Here is a 20,359-nt window from a genome sequence, read left to right on the forward strand (position 1 = left end):
GATCTTCGGCACCATGAAGCGGCGCTACCTCTACCGGCGCGTGCGCTACCGTGGCCTCGTCCGCAACCGCTGCCAGCTCTGGCTGCTTTGTGTCGCCATGAACCTGCGCAGAGCGGATCAGATCACCGCCTGAACGGTATCGAGGGTACGGCATCGATCGATCCGGTGCCAACCAGCAGCGTGATGGGCCGGAACTTCCTGCCCGAGGCGCTTAACCATCCGCCCTGTTCACCGGACAAGCCAGGCACCACGGCTTTCGCGCCAGTCTCCAGAGGCTTCAGCGCTTTACGTAACGCCGGGCACGAGCGTAGGGGCTGAGGCTGAGGATGTCGGTATGCACCACGTGCCCAACTCCGTGCCGCTGCAGTCCGGCAGCCAAGATGGACAACGCAGGCGCATCTTATTCTTGCGGCTAACGTAAGTTAGCGCCTTCCTGGTGCCTTTCTGCGACGTCCACATAAGCAGCCTTGAAGTTCAGGGCCCATGTGGGAGGCGCTTCATGGAAATACCGATCGGACTTCCGTGGTATCGGCGGGACGCCTACTCTGATCTACGGAGAATATTTGTAGATGGGCATCGCCTCCCTCCTGCTTATGACCAGTGGCTGGAGGATGCCGAGGCAAGCTTCGCACAATTGCAGGTGTATGGCGGCCTCGTGATGAAAGTGCATCTGGATCCCCGGCATTTCAGCTTCTGGTGCGAAAAGCGGCACATCCCGATGGACTTCCGGGCGCGCCAGCAGTTCGCGATGGAGATGGCGCGCGAGCACGCCGCGAAAGTGCCATCGGTGGCGCTTCTGTAAACGCCGATCCGCCTTCTAGCCATAGAAGTTATTGGACGTCAGCGTCGTCACCCCGACCAGCGTGATGGTGTGCTGCTCGACCGTGAAGCCGAGGGCCTTGCCGACGTCCAGGACCAGGGAAGCCTGGCCTTCCACCGTGCGCGCATAAACAGACGTCTCGGTACCGCTCAAGGTCCCGTTCTTGTCGCTGTCGAGCCTGGCGAACATCTGGAAGGCGTGGACCGTGACGTTCTTGCTGTCGTAGCCCTGGACATACAGGCCGTCTTGCGCGCGGTCGAAGTCCTGGACGACGTCCTGGCCGATGGTCTCCTTGACCCTGGAATCGAGGTTGAAGAAGCCCGTGTCATAGCCTTGGCCGAGCTCGATACGGTCGTTGCCCGCCATGCCCTGGATTGTGTCGTCCCCTTCCCCGCCCGAGAGCTGATCACCCGCAAGGCCACCGACCAGGAGGTCGTCACCCGACATGCCGGCGAATGCTACGGCGCCAGCGCTGGCCGCCGCCCCCTCGTCAAAGATATCGTAAGCATAAATCTCGTCGCTGGCAGACGATCCGACGATCCGCTCGATGCCGCTCAGTCCGTCGCCGGCGGCGTAGCCCGCTCCATTGACGAGGACGACCAGGATCGAATCGCTTTCATCGGCAAAGCTGGCGGTATCGAACCCGGCGCCGCCATCCAGATCGTCATCACCCTGGCCACCGATCAGCAGGTCATCGCCGCTCGCCCCATCGAGCTGGTCATCGCCATCTCTGCCTTCCAGCACGTCATCGCCGGAACTGCCGCTCAGCGCATCCGCATGATCGGATCCGAGCAGCCGTTCGATGCCCGCCAGCGTGTCGCTGCCGGCACCCCCGGTGGCTTGTGCCGTGGCGAGGGCCAGATCCACGCTGACACCACCGGACGCGGCCCCGTAGTCCACCGTGTCGATGCCACCCGAGCCATCGAACCACTCATTGGCCTCGGTACCGGCGAGCACATCGTCGAAGTCTGACCCGATGAGACCCTCGATGTCGTCGAGGCGGTCGCTGCCCGCCCCACCGGTGGACTGGACGCCTGCCATCGACAGGTCCACCGCAACACCACCTGACGCACCGGCATAGCTCACCATGTCCGCGCCGGCCCCGCCATCAAGGTCGTCATCACCGCCCGTGCCGGCCAGGATGTCGTCGAAGCCGGATCCGATCAGCCGCTCGATGGCGATCAGCCGGTCGTTGCCGGCACCGATCGTGTCCTGAACGTCCGTGATCGACAGATCCACCGTGACGCCGGCAGATGCCGAGGCGTAGCTCACGGTATCGATGCCGGCTCCGCCGTTCAGCACATTGTCTCCGTCGGACCCGCCAAGGACATCGTCGAAGCCGGAGCCAACCACGTGCTCGATCCCGGTCAGGGTATCGTTGCCTGCTCCAACCGTCGCCTGCGCATCCTTGAGCGACAGGTCAACGACCACCGCAGCACTGGCCGTGGCATAGCTGACGGTATCATCGCCTTCTCCGCCCTCCAGCCGGTTGTCGCCGCTGCCCCCGGACAGGTGGTCGTCGAAGTCCGAACCGATCAGCCGCTCGACCCTGACCAGCGTGTCGGTGCCGGACCCACCCGTTGCCTGCGCGTCGGCCCGGCTGAGATCCACCGTCACGCCGGCACTCGCCGTCTGGTAGCTGACAGTGTCATGGCCCGCGCCGCCGTCCACGACATCGTCACCGGCGGAGCTTTCAAATCGGTCGTCAAAGTCCGAACCTAGCACACGCTCGAAGCCGATGAGCATGTCGTTGCCAGCTCCACCCGTCGCCTGGACCCCGTTCAGGTCCAGATCGAGCGTGATGCCTGCCCCGGCGCCAGCGTAGCTGACCGTGTCGATGCCTGCCCCCCCATCCAGCACGTCGTCTCCCGACGTTCCAGCCAGCGAATCGTCGAACCTCGAGCCGATCACCCGTTCGAAGCCGACCAGCAGGTCATTGCCGGCCCCACCGGTTGCCTGCGTCCCCGCAAGGCTCAGATCGATGCTCACGCCCGACGAGGCGCCGGCATAGGACACCGTATCGATGCCAGCGGCCCCATCCAGCACGTCGTCGCCGGCACTGCCTTCCAGCTCGTCATCGAAGTTCGAGCCCAGGATCCCCTCGAACCCCATGAGCGTGTCGTTGCCGGCGCCAACCGTGGACTGGGACCCTGCCATCATCAAGCTTACGGAGACGCCGGCTTCAGCGCCGGCATAGCTGACCGTGTCGCTGCCGCCCGAGCCGTCCAGCACGTCGTTGCCCGACGTGCCTGCCAGGATGTCATCGAAGCCGGATCCGATCAGCCGCTCGATGCCGATCAGGCGGTCACTTCCCGCTCCGCCGGTCACCTGGATCCCAACCGAAGCCAGGCTGACGGTCACGCCGCTCGAGGCGCTCGCATAGCTCGCTGCATCGACACCGGTGCTCCCGTCCAGTTCGTCGTCGCCGCTGCCTCCATCGAGCGTGTCATCGCCAATACCGCCGAGCAGCACGTCATTGCCGTTGCCGCCTGCCAGGATGTCGTTGCCGGAACCACCTTCCAGGCGGTTCGCGACGCTATTCCCGCGCAGGGTGTCGGCATGGCTCGAGCCCGTCAGCCCTTCGATGCTGGCCAGCGAGTCGTTGCCGGCTCCACCCGTCGCCTGGGCACCGCTGACTGCCAGGTCGACCACCACGCCCGATGCCGCGTTTGCATAGCTGGCGGTGTCGATCCCGCTGCTGCCATCGAGCGTGTCGTTGCCAGCGGCACCATCGAGAAGGTCGTTGCCGGCACCACCGGCAAGCTTGTTGACCCCACTGTTACCGCGCAAAACGTCGTCAAAGGTGGATCCGATGACGATCTCGATGCTCTTCAGCGTGTCGCTGCCGGCAGCACCGGTCGCCTGCGCACCGGCTAGGCCAAGGTCGACCTTCACAGCCGAACTGGCCGACGCGTAGCTAGCTGTGTCCGAGCCGAGGCCCCCCTCAAGGAGGTCGTTACCCAGCCCCCCGTCGAGCGTGTCGTTGCCGGCGCCGCCCGTCACGATGTCATTGCCGCCGCCGGCCTGCAGCAGATCATTGCCGTTGCCGCCGTCCAACGTGTCGTTGGCGGCAGCTCCCTTCAGCACGTCGTTGAAGCCGGAACCAGTCACCCGCTCGATGCTCAGCAGCGTGTCGCTGCCCGCTCCGCCGGTCGCCTGGGCGCCGGTCAGGCCCAGGTCGACGGTGATACCTGCCGTGGCGGCGGCATAGGTCGCGTGGTCGGTGCCGAGCGCGCCGTCGAGCACGTCGTTGCCGGCTCCACCGTTCAACGTGTCGTCGCCCTCGCCACCGGCAAGACCATCATTGCCGTCATTGCCCTGCAGCAGGTCGTTGCCCTTGCCGCCGTCGAGTAGTTCTTCGCCGGCACTACCCTTCAGCACATCGTCGAACGCGGAGCCCGTCAGCCGTTCGATGCTCAGCAGCGTGTCATTGCCGGCCGTATTCAACGCTTGCGCCGCCGTCGATGCGAGATCGATCGTGATGGCCAAGGTTGCGCCAGCATAGCTGACTGAATCGGTCCCGATCCCGCCATCGAGGAGGTCGTCGCCAGCACCGCCATCCAGGATGTCGTCGCCTGCGTCTCCCATCAACGTATCATTGCCGCCGCCGCCCTGCAGCAGGTCGTTGCCTCCGGCGCCGCCGAGCCGGTCACCGGCGGTTCCACCCTTGAGCGCATCGGCAAAGCCCGACCCAGCCAATGCTTCGATTCCAACAAGCGTGTCGCTTCCGGCGCCACCGGTGACCTGAATCCCCGTCAGGCCCAAGTCGACGCTGACGGCGGCCGTCGCCGAGGCATAGCTTGCGGTGTCGGTTTCCGCGCCTCCGTCCAGCACGTCATTGCCTGCTCCACCCTCGAGCAGGTCGTTGCCGCTCCCGCCGGTCAGCCGATTAGACGATGTGTTGCCCTTGAGGGTGTCGCCGAAGCTGGAGCCGGTCAGCGCCTCGATCCCGATCAGCGTGTCGCTGCCCGACCCGCCGGTCGCCTGCGCCACCGTCAGCGCGAGGCTGACCGTCACCGCCGCCGTCGCGGAAGCATAGCTGGCCGTGTCCGTCCCGGAGCTGCCATTGAGCACGTCGCTACCGGCACCACCATCCAGCAGGTCGTTGCCGCTGCCGCCCGACAGGCGATTGTTCTGGGTGTTGCCCCTGAGCGTGTCGCCAAAGGCGGACCCTGTCAGCGACTCGATACTGCTGAGCGTATCGCTGCCCGCCCCACCGGTCGCCTGCGCCACCGTGACCGCCAAGTTCACGGTGACGCCGCTCGTGGCTGATGCATAGCTGGCGGTGTCGATCCCGGTGCTGCCGTTCAGCTTGTCGTTGCCGCTGCCGCCGTCGAGCACATCGTCGCCTGCCAGCCCATAAACGGCATCGGCGCTCGCCGTCGTCCTCAGTGCGCTGTTGGCTGACGTCGGCGAAATCACGTCGGCAGCGGTGGTGCCGGTAATCGTGGCCATCAGATGCCCCTTCAGGATAGGCAATCAGGTTTCGGGCGGCGAGAACGGACGGCCGCCCCGATGAATGCGCTCAGACGATGAAATCGTCAGCCGACAGGCTGGCGAGCCCCGAGAATGCCAGGGTGATCGGAGCATCGACATGGAAGTCCGGCTGTCCGGCCGACCCGAGCGTGATCAGGGCCGGTGCCAAGTCGATCGTCAGCCCGTCCACGCCGGTGGTCACCCCGGCGTCTTCGGCGTCGATCACGCCGTCCCTGCTGCTGTCCAGCGCCGCAAAATCGACCAGGGCGGCACCGTCGTCATCGGTGAAGACGAAGTTCAGGCCACCGATACGATCGATGCCTTGCTCGAAGTCACTGACGAGAATCTTGGCGCCACCGGGAAAGGCCCGGCTGTCGCCAGCGGCGTCCAGGGTGAGCCGGTCGGCTCCCATGCCGAGGGCTACGGTCGCATCCAGCGTGGCATAGCCATAGAAACTTGCCAGATCGTCGCCGTCGCCGGCCGAAGCCTGGTCGCTGCCGTAGATGAGCAGGACGTCGTTGCCATGGCCACCGGACAGCGTGTTGCTGCCGCCTCCGGCGTCCAGATAGTCGTCGCCCTGTCCACCCCGAAGCTCATCGTCGCCGAGGCCGCCGCGTAGGTCGTCCTGTCCGTCACGGCCGAGCAGGACATCGTTGCCGGCACCACCCGACAAACGGTCGTCTCCCGCACCTCCATTGACCGCGTCGTTGCCGCCTTCGCCATTGATGAAGTCGTTGCCATCCCCACCATAGATCGTGTCGTCACCATCCCCGCCAAAGCCCAAGTCATCGCCGCGATCCAGCAAGATCACGTCGTCGCCACCCAGGCCCCAAACCTGATCGTTGCCTGCTTTGGCAAGGACTGTGTCCTTGCCCCAGGTCGCCTCAAGAAGATCGTTGCCCAGGGTGCCTTCGATACTGCTCATGACAGACCTTCTCCACTCAAAGCTCAGGCATCAGACAGACAGGGATCATGTGATCGTTGAATTCGCGCCATGAACCGGACGGAGCGTAGAGTTTGCCGGAAGTATTGTAGTATCGTCCGGAGTTGTTGGTGTTGTCTTCGGCGACGGTCGGTACCGACATCGGATTGCAGGGCCAGACCTGGGGGATCGTGATCGGTGGGCGCTGGGTGCCATCGGGCATGAAGGCCCGGCCCTGGCTGGTATCGATGGTGTTGTCCGACTTCTTCCGCCGCAGATTGAGGTAGCGGTGCGGGTTCTTCTGCATCTGCATTGCATAGGCCGAGCCAGGCTCAGCCATGATCTCGATGACATAGCGGTACGAGGCCGAGATCTCGATGCTCGGGTTGATCGTCAGGCGTCCATAAGGAATGCATGGGACAACCCGCTCGAATTCACCGAGCGTTGGCGACGTCCGGGAGGTGAGATTGGTGGGCGTGATGCTGAGGGTCTTGCCTTGCACCACGTCCTGCCCGAAAGCGGCGAAAGTCCCGGCAGGAAAGGCCTTGAACGGGCCGGCACTGCCGACGCGGAACAAGTCGTCGCCATAGGCGTGAGGTGGTGGCCAGATCTGCCTGAACCCGAGCGTCAGGTTACGGCCACCCACCGTGGACACGCGCAGGATCCGGACGCCCAGCCGCTTGTCCTCGCCATAACCGGTGAGGCTGGTCCAACGCCAACCGTGCAGGTACAGCGCGTTGATCTTCTCGCGCTGGAAGTCGGCCGGCGGCGTCAGGACCTGGCGGAGGCGCCGCTCGCCGTACAGCAGCAGTGCGGGACCTCGATCGGCCGTGGCGAGCGCAGGCGCAGTGGGATCGGTCGCATGTTCGTCGAACAGGCGGCCGCCGGTGCTGCCGCCTGGAAAGCGGCCGCGATAGTACCAGGGCTGCCCGTACCAGCGATCGTCGTCGTACCGCAGCAGGTAGAAGGGAATCATGCCCCTGGCCCCGCCGGCACTACTGTTGGTGCTGGGTTGCTCCGTCGCGAGAACATGCTCGCGTACTGCGAGAAGCCGGTCGATCGGCGAATTTGACACGGCCTGTCCCGGATGGGCGGCCGACGCCGAGAACGCATTGTTATCGAAGGAGAAATTGACAGTGGGCTGGGCCGCCAAGTTGACGACCTCGGCCAGGATCCACTCTCCCGCCGTCACCGTCCAGGGCGCACCATCGGCGGTGACGTCGATATAGACATAGGCCGTGCCGCAATAGACGGACTTGCCGTTCAGCGCCTGGGTGCGGTTCAACCAGGCCTGGACGTGCAAGCCTCCCACCAGTTCCGGGCTTCGCGGCACGCCAGCTATGGGCGACGACGGATCGAGGATGTCGAATCCGCCGACCTGCCGGCCGGGATAGTAGCCGAGTTCCCCCGGAGTCACGACGCCGCTCGCCAGCATCGGGCCCTTTGGCTGCGTCCAGTCATTGCAGCGGTGGAACCGCACACGATAGCAGCCGAAATTCCCACCGCTGTGCTGGTCGCCAGGTTCGGCGTGCTGCCTCGCTCCTTGGGTCTGCCAGAGGAAACCCGTGACGACCCCGCTCTTGGGCGCCTGGAACGAGAAATAATGCCCGGCGTGCCAGCGAATGTTGGCATGGGTCGAGGCATAGACCGGACAACCGATCAGCCTAGTCTCCGTCAGTATCATATCGTATCCGCCAGATGAATTGCCGCCGTCGATCATGGACGAGCGGCATCCGCAGTTGCCACGCTATGTTGATGCCAGCGGGCTAGCGTCCTCGACCCCGTCCACGGCGCCATGGCGGCGCTGACTTCGTCCAGTTCGGCGGCAGAGGAGGAGTGCTCCCATTGTCCGGCCGGTCGTCATACCCGGGAATACGTTCTCCTGCCGCGACCGCCGGATGTTCGGCCCCGACCGGAACGAGCGTAGCAACTGCCACGCCTCCACCAAGCAACAACATTTCGCGGCGTCGAGTGATCAAGACCCGCTCCTCCCCCAACATTCATTCGGCCATATATTCGTTCTTAAGTTGCGCAGAGCATCTTAGCGCCGACCCTCCGGAACCAATGTACGGTGTTCCTGTATGTCAGCAAATGTTTGCCGCGGCAATACCACTGTTCGCCGCGGACATGTCAGAAAGTCGAACAACAATATTCATGGGTGGTGATACTGCGACTCCAGGTGCAAGACGTCGGCTGACGTTTGCGCTGGCATTGTGCTCGTTTCCGGAGACGCGCTGGGTGACGGCGGCCGGTGGCGGCGTTGGCAATCCCGGCCATCAGCGCCGATCGTTGGCGTAGTGAGCATGCAGGACGACGACATCAGCCCGCGGCAGCCATGCATTTCGCCGTCACGGCAAAATGCATGGCTGCCGGCCGCATTCGGTGGCGCGATACGAGTTCTATCCGGCTCGACGGGCTCGCCGAGGCGGTTCTACGGATTGCAACCTGCAGACGCCGGTCCCATGGACCGGGCAGGACCGTTCAGGTCGTGGCCATGTCCCTCGCCCGCTCCTGCCGGACTGGCGCCGCTTCCTGATCTGCCCCTGTCTGGCCGAGGACGGGCTGTCCACCGACCGGCACCAGCCGCGCCGGCCCCATTGGCACCTGCGTCGCCGATGCGGCGAAAAGGTGGAAGAGGCCAAGCGCCGCCACGGCCACTCGTCCAGCCGCCGGTTCGCCCCGCAGCGTCGTCGCTGCCGCCAGCAACAAGTTAACGCCGCTGCCGGCGTCCATGTTGAGGTGGACCGTCATCGGAAGCTTGCGCGCGGCCCCAAGCTCGTAGTCGGTGAAAAGGCTGTAGCTCGTGGCCATGAGCCCGTTCATGGCAAGCAGCTTCTCCGTACGCGGGCCCCACCCCATCGCGCGCGGCACCGTCAGGCAGAATGCTGCAGTCAGATAGTCCAGCACGCCGTGGGCCAGCGTCGAGATCGGCTTGGTCGGAGCGAGGGGATCGTGACGGGCATCGGAGGCAGGGACAACGGTGCCGTCCGCCGGGGCCGGCAACGGCCAGTCCAATTGTCCCTGCAGGAAGGAATGAACCAGCCGCGCCGTGATCTGTGCCGCAGAATAGTGCACGTTGTGCGCGGCACCCTCGACGACGACGAGCCTGCCGTTCGGCAGGAGCCGCGTGAACTCCTCCGCCCACTCCTGCGATAAGGTCATGTCATGCTCGCCGCGCACCACCAGGGCCGGCGCCTGCACATCGGGCAGCCTTGTCTCGATCGGATCACCCACCGTGCGGCGCAACTGTTGGATCATGCGCGGAATGCCTGCCGACGCGTAATCCGCCTGCATGATCGGATTGAGCGAGGGCAACTCGAACGGCATGTTCATGACGACGAGGGGATACTGGCGCGCAGGCGTCCGGTAGCGCGGATCCGGCGTAGGGCCGGTCAGGATCAGCCGCTCGACGCGCTCGGGGAACCGCACCGCCACGTCGACCACGACCTGGACACCGACCGAGTTTCCGAAAAGGACGGCACGCTGGATCCCGCATGCGTCCATCCAGGCCAGCAGATGGTCCGCCTGTTCGCGCACATCCGGTCCCGCCGGCCAGGACGCACCGGCCGGAGGGGGGCTGCTGCCAAAGCCCGGCAGGTCCGGTGCGAGCACGTCATAGCCAAGCGCCAGCCTGCGTCCCAAAGGGACCATGTATCGGCTGGAGAGCCCTAGGCCATGAACCAGCACGATTGGTGCCTTGCCATGGCCCTCCATGCTGCCGCGCCAGGTTCGCGCGTGCATGCTGATGCCGAGCGACGGCACCTTCGTCCAGACGCTTCGTGGGGTGCGGGAAGTGCCGAACATCGCGATGGCCCTTTGATCCGGAGGAAGCGGACAGGATGGGAGGGTCCGCTCGGGAGGATGGAACGTCGTGGCGAGCGCGAACCTGCAAGGTCGATCGAGCCGTCCCGTCGGCTCCCATTGAAGCCCGGGGCAGCAGCCGTTCCGCATGGTCACGCGCGGCCGTAACCGGACAGACTGGCCAGGGTTTCGAGATACATCTACTGCTGGGTTTATTCTACCGAAGCGCCGCCCGACTATGCCTCGGCTGAAGGGTGTTCGGTTTCACAGTGACGATCGCGTGCCTAATCATCATGTGGCGCGATCGCATCTTGAGAACTTACTCACCTGCGCCGGCTAAGCTGGGCCCTCAACCTGCAGAATCGCAGTCGGCAAATGGCAGCCGCCGCCGGCCGGCGCTGGTCCCCCAGCCCATCTCACTGTTGCCCTCGCCAGCTTGCGCGCAGGCGTCACCCCAGGAGGTGAGAATCCCTGTGGCCTTGTAAGGCATGCCGGCCGCACGACAGCGTCCGCATGCGCAACTGCGGGGAACCGGTTCGCCGGTCGCAGCCGCGCATGTCTGGCACCAGCCTCGTCGAACGCCGCGTCACCCGTCCAGCAGGCTGGCGAACCGCTCGCGCAAGACGTTCTTCTGGACCTTGCCCATGCTGTTGCGCGGCAACTCGTCCACGAAGCAGACCCGCTTGGGTAGCTTGTAGCGTGCCAGCCGCTCGGCCAGCGCATCGATTGTGGCAGCTTCATCGGGCGTGGCACCCGCGCTCGGCACCACCACCGCCACCACGGCTTCGCCGAAGTCCGGGTGGCGGACGCCGATCACTGCGCTTTCGGAGACCCACGCCAGCTGGTCGAGTTCAGTCTCGATTTCCTTCGGGTAGACATTGTAGCCACCAGAGATGACCAAGTCCTTCCCGCGGCCGACGATGTGCAGGTAGCCGCGCTCGTCGAGCCGGCCGAGGTCGCCGGTGATGAAGAATCCGTCCTCACGGAACTCGGAGGCGGTCTTCTCGGGCATGCGCCAGTAGCCCTTGAAGACGTTGGGGCCCCGCACCTCGATCATCCCTATCTGGCCATCGGGCAACCCCGCACCGGTTTCGGCATCCACGACCCGCAGTTCCACGCCGGGCAATGGCAAGCCTACGGTGCCGGCGATGCGCGGACCGTCATAGGGATTGGACGTGTTCATGTTGGTCTCGGTCATGCCGTAGCGCTCGAGGATGGCATGGCCGGTCCTCTCGGCGAATGCGGCATGGGTTTCCGCGCGCAACGGTGCCGAGCCGGAGACGAACAGGCGCATGCCAGCCGTCGCTTGCCGCGTGAGATCCGGCTGCTGCAGAAGGCGTGTATAGAAGGTGGGCACGCCCATCAGCACGGTGCCGCGCTCCATCATCCGCAGCACCTCGTCCGCATCGAAGCACGGCAGGAAAATCATTGATGCGCCTGCCATGAGCACAGTGTTGGTCGCGACGAACAGCCCGTGCGTATGAAAGATCGGCAAGGCGTGGATCAGCACGTCGTCCTGGGAGAAATGCCAGTAGTCGACAAGCACCCGCGCGCTCGATGCGAGGTTCTCGTGCGTCAGCATGGCGCCTTTGGAGCGGCCGGTCGTGCCCGAGGTATAGAGGATGGCCGCAAGGTCGTCCGGCTCCCGTGCTACATCCTCGAACTGGGTCACCTGCTCCTTCGAGCCAAGCATCAGGCTGCCCTTTCCCTCCTCCCCGAGGGTCAGCAGGCTGGCACCGGTCTCGTACACGGCCGATGCAAGAGTCTCCACCCGCACGGGATCGAGCACCACGAGCTTCGGCTCCGCATCGCCCAGGAAGTAGGATACCTCATGGTCGGTGTAGGCCGTGTTCAGTGGCAGGTATACCGCACCCGCGCGGACGCAGGCGAGATAGATCATCAGCGCCTCGATGGTCTTCTCGGTTTGGACGGCGACCCGGTCGCCCGGCTCCACCCCTTGCGCCAGCAGCAGGTTCGCGATGCGCCCGCTGAGATCGAGCATCCCGCCATAGGTCATGGCCGGACCGTCAGCGGTGTGCAGGAGGACCCGGTCCCTGCTTGGCATACGGTCCAGGAAATGGCCGAAGAGATGATTGCTCATACGATGACTGTCTCCGTCCAACCCTGGACCGGCCGCTCGAAGGTTCAACCGAGCTTGCGGCCCGCCGGGATTCGATAGCTGTCCTTCCAGGGCCTGAGCCGCTCGAAGGTTGCACAGGCCGCGAGGAGATCCGCATCGGCATGCCGCCTGCCCACAATCTGCAGACCCACCGGCAGGCCGTTGGCCGCGAGCCCCGCCGGCAGAGAGGCCGCTGGATGGCCTGTGAAGTTGATGAAATAGGTCATGCACCAGCCGATCAGCCGCTCCACCTGCTCCCCGTTGATCTCCGCAGGGCCCATGGTGTCGCCGTCATCCGCATTCTCGACAGCCAAGCACGCCAGCGTCGGGCTGATCAGGAAATCATGCGTCGCCATCACAGCGTGGATGGCATCGAAGATCTCCGTGCGCATCACCTGGTCGCGCTCGATGTCCACCGCGCTGAGCTGGTAGCCCCGCTCGATCCAGTTGCGGAGGGCAGGCGGAAAGTCGTCGGCATGATCGCGCATCAGGTCCAGGCCATTCGCCTTGAATGCCTCCAACGCACCGATGTTCAACGGCAGGATGAGCCGGCACCAAAGTTCGGCCAGCTGATAGTGGGACCGCTTGATGCCGAGCTTCACCGGCTCGACGATGGCACCAGCCTCCTCGAAGACCTTCACAGCCTGTGCCACCACCTCGGCGACCTTCGGGTCAACCGGGAACACATCAAGGTCAGGGCTCCAGGCGATCCGCATGCCCTTGATCGATCCGGAGGTGGCACCGATGAAATCGACCTTCTCCGGCAAGCTGAACGGGTCGCGATCGTCCGGCCCGTTGATGGCCGTGAGCACCAAGGCCGCATCGGCCACGCTTCGCGTGAGCGGCCCTTCGAAGATGAAGGGCGTGTTGCCGCCGAACGCGTTGGGCCGGGTGATCGTGGGCACGCGTCCCCAGGATTGCTTGTAGCCGAACACGCCGCACCACGACGCCGGGATACGGATCGAGCCGCCGCCATCCGTCCCCTCCGCAAACGGCACCAGCCCGTCCGCTACCGCGCCGGCGCTGCCGCCCGAGGATCCCCCCGTGTTGTGCTTCGTGTTGAACGGGTTGCGGGACGGCCCGAACAGGTAGTTGTCGCAGGTTCCACGGAAGCCGAAGGTCGGGCTGTTGCCCTTGCCAAGGAGGATCGCGCCGGCCTGTTGCACCCGCTCGGAGAAGACACAGTTGAGGTCCGGGCGAAAGTCCTTGAGAGCGCGCACACCACCAGCCGTTGCTGGCCAGCCCGGCTTGAAGTCGAACAGGTCTTTGAGGATGCCTGGAACGCCGAACAATGGCCCGAGTTCGCCGCCCTGCATCAGCTTCTGCTCGGCCGCCTTGGCCTCCGCGCGAGCTCCTTCGTGGTCGACGAAGGTCAGCGCCGTGATCGACGGGTTGCGTGCGTCGATCCGCTCGAGAAAAGCATCGACCACCTCGACTGGCGACAGTTTCTTGCGCCGAATCCGGCCGGCGATGTCGGTGACGTCGGCATAGGCGAGTTCGTCGGACAGGCTGCTCATGGTGCTCCTCGCTTCTTGCTTGGACCACGAGTGGCACCGTGCAGGCGGCTCAGGCAACCGGAAACGTCAGAGGATTTCGTCAGGAGGCTGATAAGGTCCGACGCGAGGCAGTGCATGCGGCGTGATATGCTGCTCCAGCTGCTCGACGCGGTCGAGCATCACGGCCTGGGCCAGAAGCGGAATGGCGGCCTCCAGGCGGATGGCGTCATCGAGCACCCAGGCGGCTCGACCGTCTACCGGCGCTCGCTCGGGAATGAGCGCGTTCAGCACGCCACTCACGTCGATCTCCAGGGGCAGTGCCTCCAGCATCTGCCGGAGTTCGCCTCGGGCCTGGCTTGCCACGGCAGCGACCGAATCACCGAGACCCTGGGCGTAATGGGCCGTACCAGCATGGCCGCAGCGGACCAGCCGGTCCTGCGGGACCAGCTTGTGCAGCACCGGGACGGCGAGTTCCACGCCCTCGGCGTCGCCTGCGACGAGCAGACGCTCGGCGTTCATCGATCCGATGAAGGCCATGTCGACATGGTAGATCGACCGATGCCTCATGCGTCGGAACCGGCGCAACGTGTCCACCCAATAGCTGCCGGTGACGTCGATCACGACGTCGCCCGGCTCCAGCCACTGGTAGACGGCCTCCAGAACGTCGTCGACCAGTGGTCCCGCCGGCAGGTCGAGCACGATCCGGCGCGGAAACTCAAGCTGATCGAAGAAGCTGCGCTCGCCCTGGACGACGCGCGCATCAGCCGGGGGCGCCGGTTCGCCCGGCACGTCACGGCGTGCCACGACATCCAGGTCCGCCGATGCGAGCTTGGCGCCGATGCCATGGGCATTGCCCATGAGGCCCACTGCCAACTTCACCTGCCTCTCCCCATGCTCGTGATACAGCTACGGATCACGCCGGAGCACCGAAAGGCGCAGGACGGTCGCTGCGACAATGCGGACCCAAAAAGAAGGCCGGCAGAACGCCGGCCCATGCAGTTCACAGCAGCAACGGCTTCAGCCGCGGCTCTGGCTGGCCGCCGAACCCTTATCGGCGCCAGGCGCCTTGTGGATCTGGGACTGAGCGACCTGATCCTTATAGGGGCATTGGGCGGCCGCAGGTAGCGCCGCCGCCGAGAAGAGGAGGCCGGTGATCACCAAGGCAAGGACGCGCATGCTCCAACTCCTTTTAGTGCATCCAGTCTCAAACTGGCATCCTTGCCGCGAGATGGCCAGGGTTCACCTGACGGTTTCTCCAAGCATATCCAGCACCATGCTGCCGTAGCGCTCCAGCTTGGTGGCACCCACGCCGGGCACGGCCGCCAGCTCTCCAAGAGTCGCCGGTCTGCCACGAGCAATGGCGGCGAGCGTCGCATCATGGAAGATCACATAGGGTGGCACGCCCTGCGCCCGTGCCTCGGCGAGCCGCCAGCGCCTCAATGCCGCGAACAAGTCCTGCCCGGGACCCGTCAGTTGCTGATCGTCGCGCGGCTGGTCGCGGCTTGCCTTGGCGCGCCCTGGGTCGACCCGCAGCGAGATCCGCTGCTCGCCACGCAGAACGGGCCGCACCGTTTCCGACAGGTGCAACCCTCCGTGGCCATCCACGTCGACCACAACCAGTTCGAGGGCAGCCAGCTGACGAAGGATCGATCGCCACCTGGCGGTGCTGATGCCCTTGCCGACGCCGAAGGTCGGCAGCCTGTCGTGCTGCAACTGGTCGACCCGCTCCGTCCGATTGCCCACGAGCACGTCGATGACGTGGCCAGCACCGAACCGTTGCCCGGTCCGGAAGATGGCGGACAGCGCCATCTGCGCATGCTCCGTACCATCATAGCTGGCAACCGGAACCATGCAGGTATCGCAGTTGCCGCAAGGAACTGGCAGTTCTTCGCCAAAATAGGCCAGCAGCACCTGTCGGCGGCACCGGGTCGTTTCGGCATAGGCGAGCAAGCTGGCCAGCTTGTGCCGGTCGCTGCGCTTCTTGTCGTCGTCGCCGTCGCCGTTCCGGATCTGCGCGAACGTCCGGGCGACGTCGTCCATGCCGTAGGCCATCCAGGCATGGGCAGGGTCGCCGTCGCGACCGGCGCGCCCGATCTCCTGGTAGTAGGCTTCGAAGCTCTTCGGCAGGTCGACATGGCCGACGAAGCGGACGTCCGGCTTGTCGATCCCCATCCCGAACGCGATCGTCGCGACCATGACGAGCCCGTCCTCGGCCAGGAAGCGGTCCTGACGCCGGGACCGCTCGTCGCTTTCCAGCCCGGCATGATACGAGGTGGCCGGTATCCCCTGCCCGCTGAGCCAGGCCGCGAGATCGTCGACCTTGGCGCGGGACTGACAGTAGACGATGCCGCTCTGGCCCTGATGGTGCAGCCGGATCATGTCCAGCAGCTGGCGCTTCGGGTTGTCCTTGACGGTGACGGTCAGGTGGATGTTCGGCCGGTCGAAGCTGGCGCGGAACACCTGGCCGTCGTGAAGGTACAGCCGCTCGATGATCTCCTGCTCCGTGCGCCGGTCGGCGGTCGCGGTGAGCGCGATCCTGGGCACATCGGGGAAGCGGCGGTGCAGGACCGACAGCGCCAGGTAGTCGGGGCGAAAGTCATGCCCCCACTGGCTGACGCAGTGCGCCTCGTCGATGGCGAACAGGACGGGACACCAGCGCTCGAGCCGGTCGAGGAAGCCATCCGCCTGAAACCGCTCCGGCGCCACATAGAGAAGTCGGATCTCCCCCTGGTCGAGCTGGCGTTCCAGCAGCCGCCGCTCCGGTAATGCTACACCCGAATGGAGGGCGGCTGCTTTCACCCCCAGCTGCCGCAACGCTTCCACCTGGTCGCGCATGAGCGCCACGAGCGGCGAGATCACCAAGGTGAGCCCACTCAGGCACAAGGCCGGCACCTGGTAACATAGCGACTTGCCGCCGCCGGTCGGCATCAGGACCAGCGCGTCGCCGCCCTCGACGACATGGCGGACGATCGCTTCCTGCGCGCCGCGGAAGCGATCGTAGCCGAAGACATCGCGAAGGACCTCGAGCGGGTCGGCGGATCCCGTCACGAAAGCTTTCCGAACCCGCCGCCGGCCGGTGTCTGGATCACGAAGATGTCCCCGGCCTGAACCTCCCGCTTGTCCGCCGCCTTGAGCTTCTCGATCCGGCCATCCGGGTGCTCGATCCACTGGTCCCCGACCGAGCCCGGCTCGCCACCATCCATTCCGAACGGCGGGACGCGGCGGTGGTTCGAGAGGATGGCTGCGGTCATCGGTTTCAGGAAGCGCGTCCGGCGGATCGTGCCGTCGCCGCCGTTCCAGCGCCCCTTGCCGCCTGAGCCGCGGTTGATGCGATGGCTCTCCAGCAGGACCGGGTAGCGATGCTCCAGCACCTCCGGGTCGGTCAGCCGCGAGTTGGTCATATGAGTGTGCACGGCGGCCGTGCCCTTGAAGCCAGGGCCCGCTCCCGATCCACCGCAGATCGTCTCGTAGTACTGGTAGGTGGCATTCCCGTACGTGAAGTTGTTCATGGTGCCTTGAGCCGCCGCCATCACGCCCAGCGCTCCGTAGAGCGAATCGGTGACCCACTGGCTGGTTTCGACATTGCCTGCGCAGACGGCCGCCGGGTACTTCGCGTTGACGATCGTCCCTTCGGGAATCGTGATCCGGATCGGCTTCAGGCAACCCTCGTTCATAGGGATGTTCTCGTCCACCAGCGTCCGGAAGACGTAGAGGACGGCCGCACGGGTCACCGCGGCCGGCGCGTTGAAATTGTTCGGCTGCTGCGGGCTCGTGCCGGTGAAGTCGACATGGGCGGTGCGGGCGTCCTTGTCGATCGTGATTCGGACCTCGACCGCCGTGCCGTTGTCGTGCTCGTAGCGGAACTGGCCATCCTTCAGCACGTCCAGGACACGCCGGACGCTCTCCTCGGCATTGTCCTGCACATGACCCATGTAGGCGCGCACCACGTCGAGCCCGAACTGCTCAACCATGGCTTCCAGTTCATTGGCGCCTCGCTGGCAGGACGCGACCTGCGCCAGGAGATCGGCCACCGACTGGGTCATGTTGCGCACCGGCCATTCGCCCCTCGCGAACACGGCCCGCACCTCCTCGTCCAGGAAGCGTCCCTTCGCCACGATCTGCACGTTGTCGAACAGCACACCTTCCTGATCAATATGGGTGCTGTCCGGCGGCATGGAGCCCGGCGTGATGCCGCCGACATCGGCGTGGTGCGCCCGCGACGCCGTGAAGAACAGGAGCCGGCCGGCCTTGTCGAAGATCGGCATCACCACGGTGACGTCCGGCAGATGCGTCCCGCCGTTGTAGGGGTTGTTCAGCGCATAGACGTCGCCCGGTCCCATCTCCTGCCTACGCAGCCGCAGGATCGTCTGGACCGATTCGCCCATGGAGCCCAGATGCACCGGCATGTGCGGCGCATTCGCGATCAGCCCGCCATCCGCATCGAACAGGGCACAGGAGAAGTCCAGGCGCTCCTTGACGTTCACCGAGTAGGCCGTGTTCTGGAGGGTGAAGCCCATCTGCTCGGCGATGGTCATGAAGAGGTTGTTGAAGATCTCGAGCATGATCGGATCGGAATCGGTACCGACCGCCGCCTGCCTGGCCAACGGCACGACGCGGCGCAGTACCAGATGCGAGCGTGCCGTGACGGCCAGGTCCCAGCCGGGCTCCACCACGACGGTCGTCGTCGACGTCACCACAAGCGCAGGGCCAAGCACCCGGTCGCCCACGCGCATGGCCTCGCGGGCATACAGTTCCGCCTCGAACGCGCGAGCTGGTGCATGCGGCGCCTCGGCCGTGAACAGCCGGACGGTCCGCACGGGCATCAGGGCCTCGTCAGGGCCGCGAGGCACGATCTCCTGCTCCGGCTCGTCGATCTGCTCCATGTGGCCGATTCCCTCGACCACGAGCTGCTCGACGACCAGTTCTCTTCCCTCGACCACAAAGCCGTAGCGCGCCCGATGCTCTCGCTCGAAGCCCGCTACCATGCTCTGGAGGTCGGCCTGCGGCACGTCCAAAGCGGCATCGGTTCCGGTATAGCGCAGGTGCACCCGGCTCTCGACCGTCGCCGTGGCCGTATCGACGTTCTGCGCCGCCAGGTCGGTCAGCACGTCGGCTGCCAGCTCTTCCCGTGCCAGGTCGAGCGCTGCCAGCGTCGCCGTGCTCAGCGGCTGCTCGATCGAGCGCTGCTTGATGACGCGCACGTCCGCAAGCCCGATCCCGTAGGCCGACAGGACCGAAGCGAAGGGGTGGATCAGAACCGACGAGACGCCCAGGAGATCGGCGACCCGGCAGGCATGCTGCGCACCTGCACCACCAAAGCAGTTCAGCGTGTAGCCGCCGACATCATAACCCCGCTGGATCGAAATCTTCTTGATGGCGTTCGCCATGTTGTCGTCGGCGATGGCAAGCGCGCCGTACGCGATCTCCTCGGGCGTCCGATCCACGCCCGTCTGGTTCCTGACTTGGTCCGCGAGGGCCGTGAACTTTGCGTGCACGATGTCCGCGTCGAGCGACTGGTCCCCGCCGGACCCAAACACGTGGGGGAAGAATGCCGGATGGACCTTGCCGACCATGACGTTGGCGTCGGTGACCGTCAGCGGCCCGCCGCGGCGATAGCAGGCAGGGCCGGGGTTGGCACCGGCGCTTTCGGGGCCCACCCGGAACTTCGCCCCGTCGAACACGATGATCGAGCCGCCGCCGGCCGCCACGGTGTGGATGTGCATCATCGGCGCCCGGATCCGGACCCCGGCAACCTCGGTGTCGAAGACGCGCTCGTATTGGCCGGCATAATGGGTCACGTCGGTGGACGTGCCGCCCATGTCGAACCCGAGCAGCTTGTTGAAGCCAGCCAGTTCTCCCGTCACCACGGCACCCACGATCCCACCTGCCGGGCCGGACAGGATCGCGTCCTTGCCCTGGAAGCGGTGGGCGTCGACCAGGCCGCCGTTGGACTGCATGAACATCAGCCGCGTTTCGCCGGTCTGCGATGCCACCCGCTGCACATAGTCCATGAGGATCGGGGACAGGTACGCATCGACCACCGTGGTATCGCCGCGCCCGACGATCTTCATCAGCGGGCTGACCTCGTGGCTCACCGAGATCTGCGTGAACCCGACCTCCCTGGCGATGTCCGCCAGCTTCTGCTCGTGCTCCGGGTGGAGGTACGCGTGCATCAGCACGATCGCGATCGCGCGGTAGCCCCGCCCGAAGGCATCCTGGAGCGCCTGCCGCGCGCCCTGCTCGTCCAGCGCCTGCTCGATCGAACCGTCCGTCCGGAGCCGTTCATCGATCTCGACCACATCCCGGTAGAGCTGCTCCGGCAAGACGATCTGTCGGGCGAAGATGTCGGGACGAGCCTGGTAGCCGATCCTCAGCACGTCCCGCAGGCCGCGGGTAACCGCCAGCACCACAGGCACGCCCTTGCGCTCCAGCAGTGCATTGGTAGCGACGGTCGTACCCATCTTGATCGCGCCGATTTGCCTGGACGGCAGCGTCTGGTCGGGCCCCAGGCCAAGCAGGTCCCTGATCCCCTGCAGCGCTGCATCCTGGTAGCGCTCCGGGTTCTCGCTCAGCACCTTGTGAATATGCAGGCGCCCATCGGGTGCTCTTCCCACGACGTCGGTGAAGGTGCCACCGCGATCGATCCAGAACTGCCAGAGGCGCTCATCCAATGCCTGTCTCCAAAGCCGCACGCTGGTCGGACGTGACGGCTGGATAGACGAACG

At 65.4% G+C, this 20,359-nt stretch carries 12 protein-coding genes; 2 read left to right on the top strand and 10 right to left on the bottom strand.

Annotated elements, in window-relative coordinates; all coding sequences use genetic code 11:
- Nucleotides 1-13: 13 nt before the first annotated feature.
- Together VHL31_RS26975 and VHL31_RS14765 are read left to right on the top strand one after the other, a co-directional pair.
- A complete protein-coding gene (locus VHL31_RS26975) occupies nucleotides 14-133 on the top strand; it encodes a transposase (RefSeq protein ID WP_414653740.1) in 120 nt (39 codons plus the stop codon).
- Nucleotides 134-499: 366 nt separating this feature from the next.
- The gene (locus tag VHL31_RS14765) at nucleotides 500-802 is read left to right on the top strand and encodes a hypothetical protein (protein WP_329661986.1); all 303 of its coding nucleotides are present in this window, start codon (nucleotides 500-502) and stop codon (nucleotides 800-802) included.
- Nucleotides 803-817: 15 nt separating this feature from the next.
- Here VHL31_RS14765 and VHL31_RS14770 read toward each other — a convergent pair whose 3' ends face one another.
- The 10 genes from VHL31_RS14770 to VHL31_RS14815 form a co-directional block, all read right to left on the bottom strand.
- On the bottom strand, nucleotides 818-5,275 hold the full coding sequence (locus VHL31_RS14770) for a calcium-binding protein (protein ID WP_329661987.1): 4,458 nt from the start codon (nucleotides 5,273-5,275) through the stop codon (nucleotides 818-820).
- Nucleotides 5,276-5,345: 70 nt separating this feature from the next.
- Nucleotides 5,346-6,221, bottom strand: a complete 876-nt coding sequence (locus tag VHL31_RS14775; protein ID WP_329661988.1) for a calcium-binding protein — start codon at nucleotides 6,219-6,221, stop codon at nucleotides 5,346-5,348.
- A gap of 16 nt (nucleotides 6,222-6,237) precedes the next feature.
- Nucleotides 6,238-7,902, bottom strand: coding sequence for a hypothetical protein (locus VHL31_RS14780; protein ID WP_329661989.1), 1,665 nt, complete (start codon nucleotides 7,900-7,902; stop codon nucleotides 6,238-6,240).
- Between the two features lie 797 nt (nucleotides 7,903-8,699).
- The gene (locus VHL31_RS14785) at nucleotides 8,700-10,169 is read right to left on the bottom strand and encodes an alpha/beta hydrolase (protein ID WP_329662032.1); all 1,470 of its coding nucleotides are present in this window, start codon (nucleotides 10,167-10,169) and stop codon (nucleotides 8,700-8,702) included.
- A gap of 436 nt (nucleotides 10,170-10,605) precedes the next feature.
- Nucleotides 10,606-12,120, bottom strand: coding sequence for a malonyl-CoA synthase (locus VHL31_RS14790; protein ID WP_329661990.1), 1,515 nt, complete (start codon nucleotides 12,118-12,120; stop codon nucleotides 10,606-10,608).
- Between the two features lie 44 nt (nucleotides 12,121-12,164).
- Nucleotides 12,165-13,655 carry an amidase gene (locus VHL31_RS14795; protein ID WP_329661991.1) on the bottom strand — a complete coding sequence of 497 codons (1,491 nt, stop codon included), beginning with the start codon at nucleotides 13,653-13,655 and terminating at the stop codon, nucleotides 12,165-12,167.
- A gap of 66 nt (nucleotides 13,656-13,721) precedes the next feature.
- Nucleotides 13,722-14,513, bottom strand: coding sequence for an NAD(P)-binding domain-containing protein (locus VHL31_RS14800; protein ID WP_329661992.1), 792 nt, complete (start codon nucleotides 14,511-14,513; stop codon nucleotides 13,722-13,724).
- 138 nt (nucleotides 14,514-14,651) lie between these two features.
- On the bottom strand, nucleotides 14,652-14,810 hold the full coding sequence (locus VHL31_RS14805; RefSeq protein ID WP_329661993.1) for a hypothetical protein: 159 nt from the start codon (nucleotides 14,808-14,810) through the stop codon (nucleotides 14,652-14,654).
- A 63-nt stretch (nucleotides 14,811-14,873) separates the two neighbouring features.
- Entirely contained in the window at nucleotides 14,874-16,682 is a 1,809-nt protein-coding gene (recQ, locus tag VHL31_RS14810) for a DNA helicase RecQ (RefSeq protein WP_329661994.1), read from the bottom strand.
- Complete coding sequence (locus VHL31_RS14815; RefSeq protein WP_329661995.1) at nucleotides 16,679-20,305, bottom strand: hydantoinase B/oxoprolinase family protein; 3,627 nt, start codon at nucleotides 20,303-20,305, stop codon at nucleotides 16,679-16,681. The genes recQ and VHL31_RS14815 overlap by 4 nt, the downstream gene beginning before the upstream one ends.
- Nucleotides 20,306-20,359 lie beyond the last annotated feature (54 nt).

Origin of the sequence: Geminicoccus sp., from assembly GCF_036263595.1 — a bacterium.
GTDB lineage: Bacteria > Pseudomonadota > Alphaproteobacteria > Geminicoccales > Geminicoccaceae > Geminicoccus.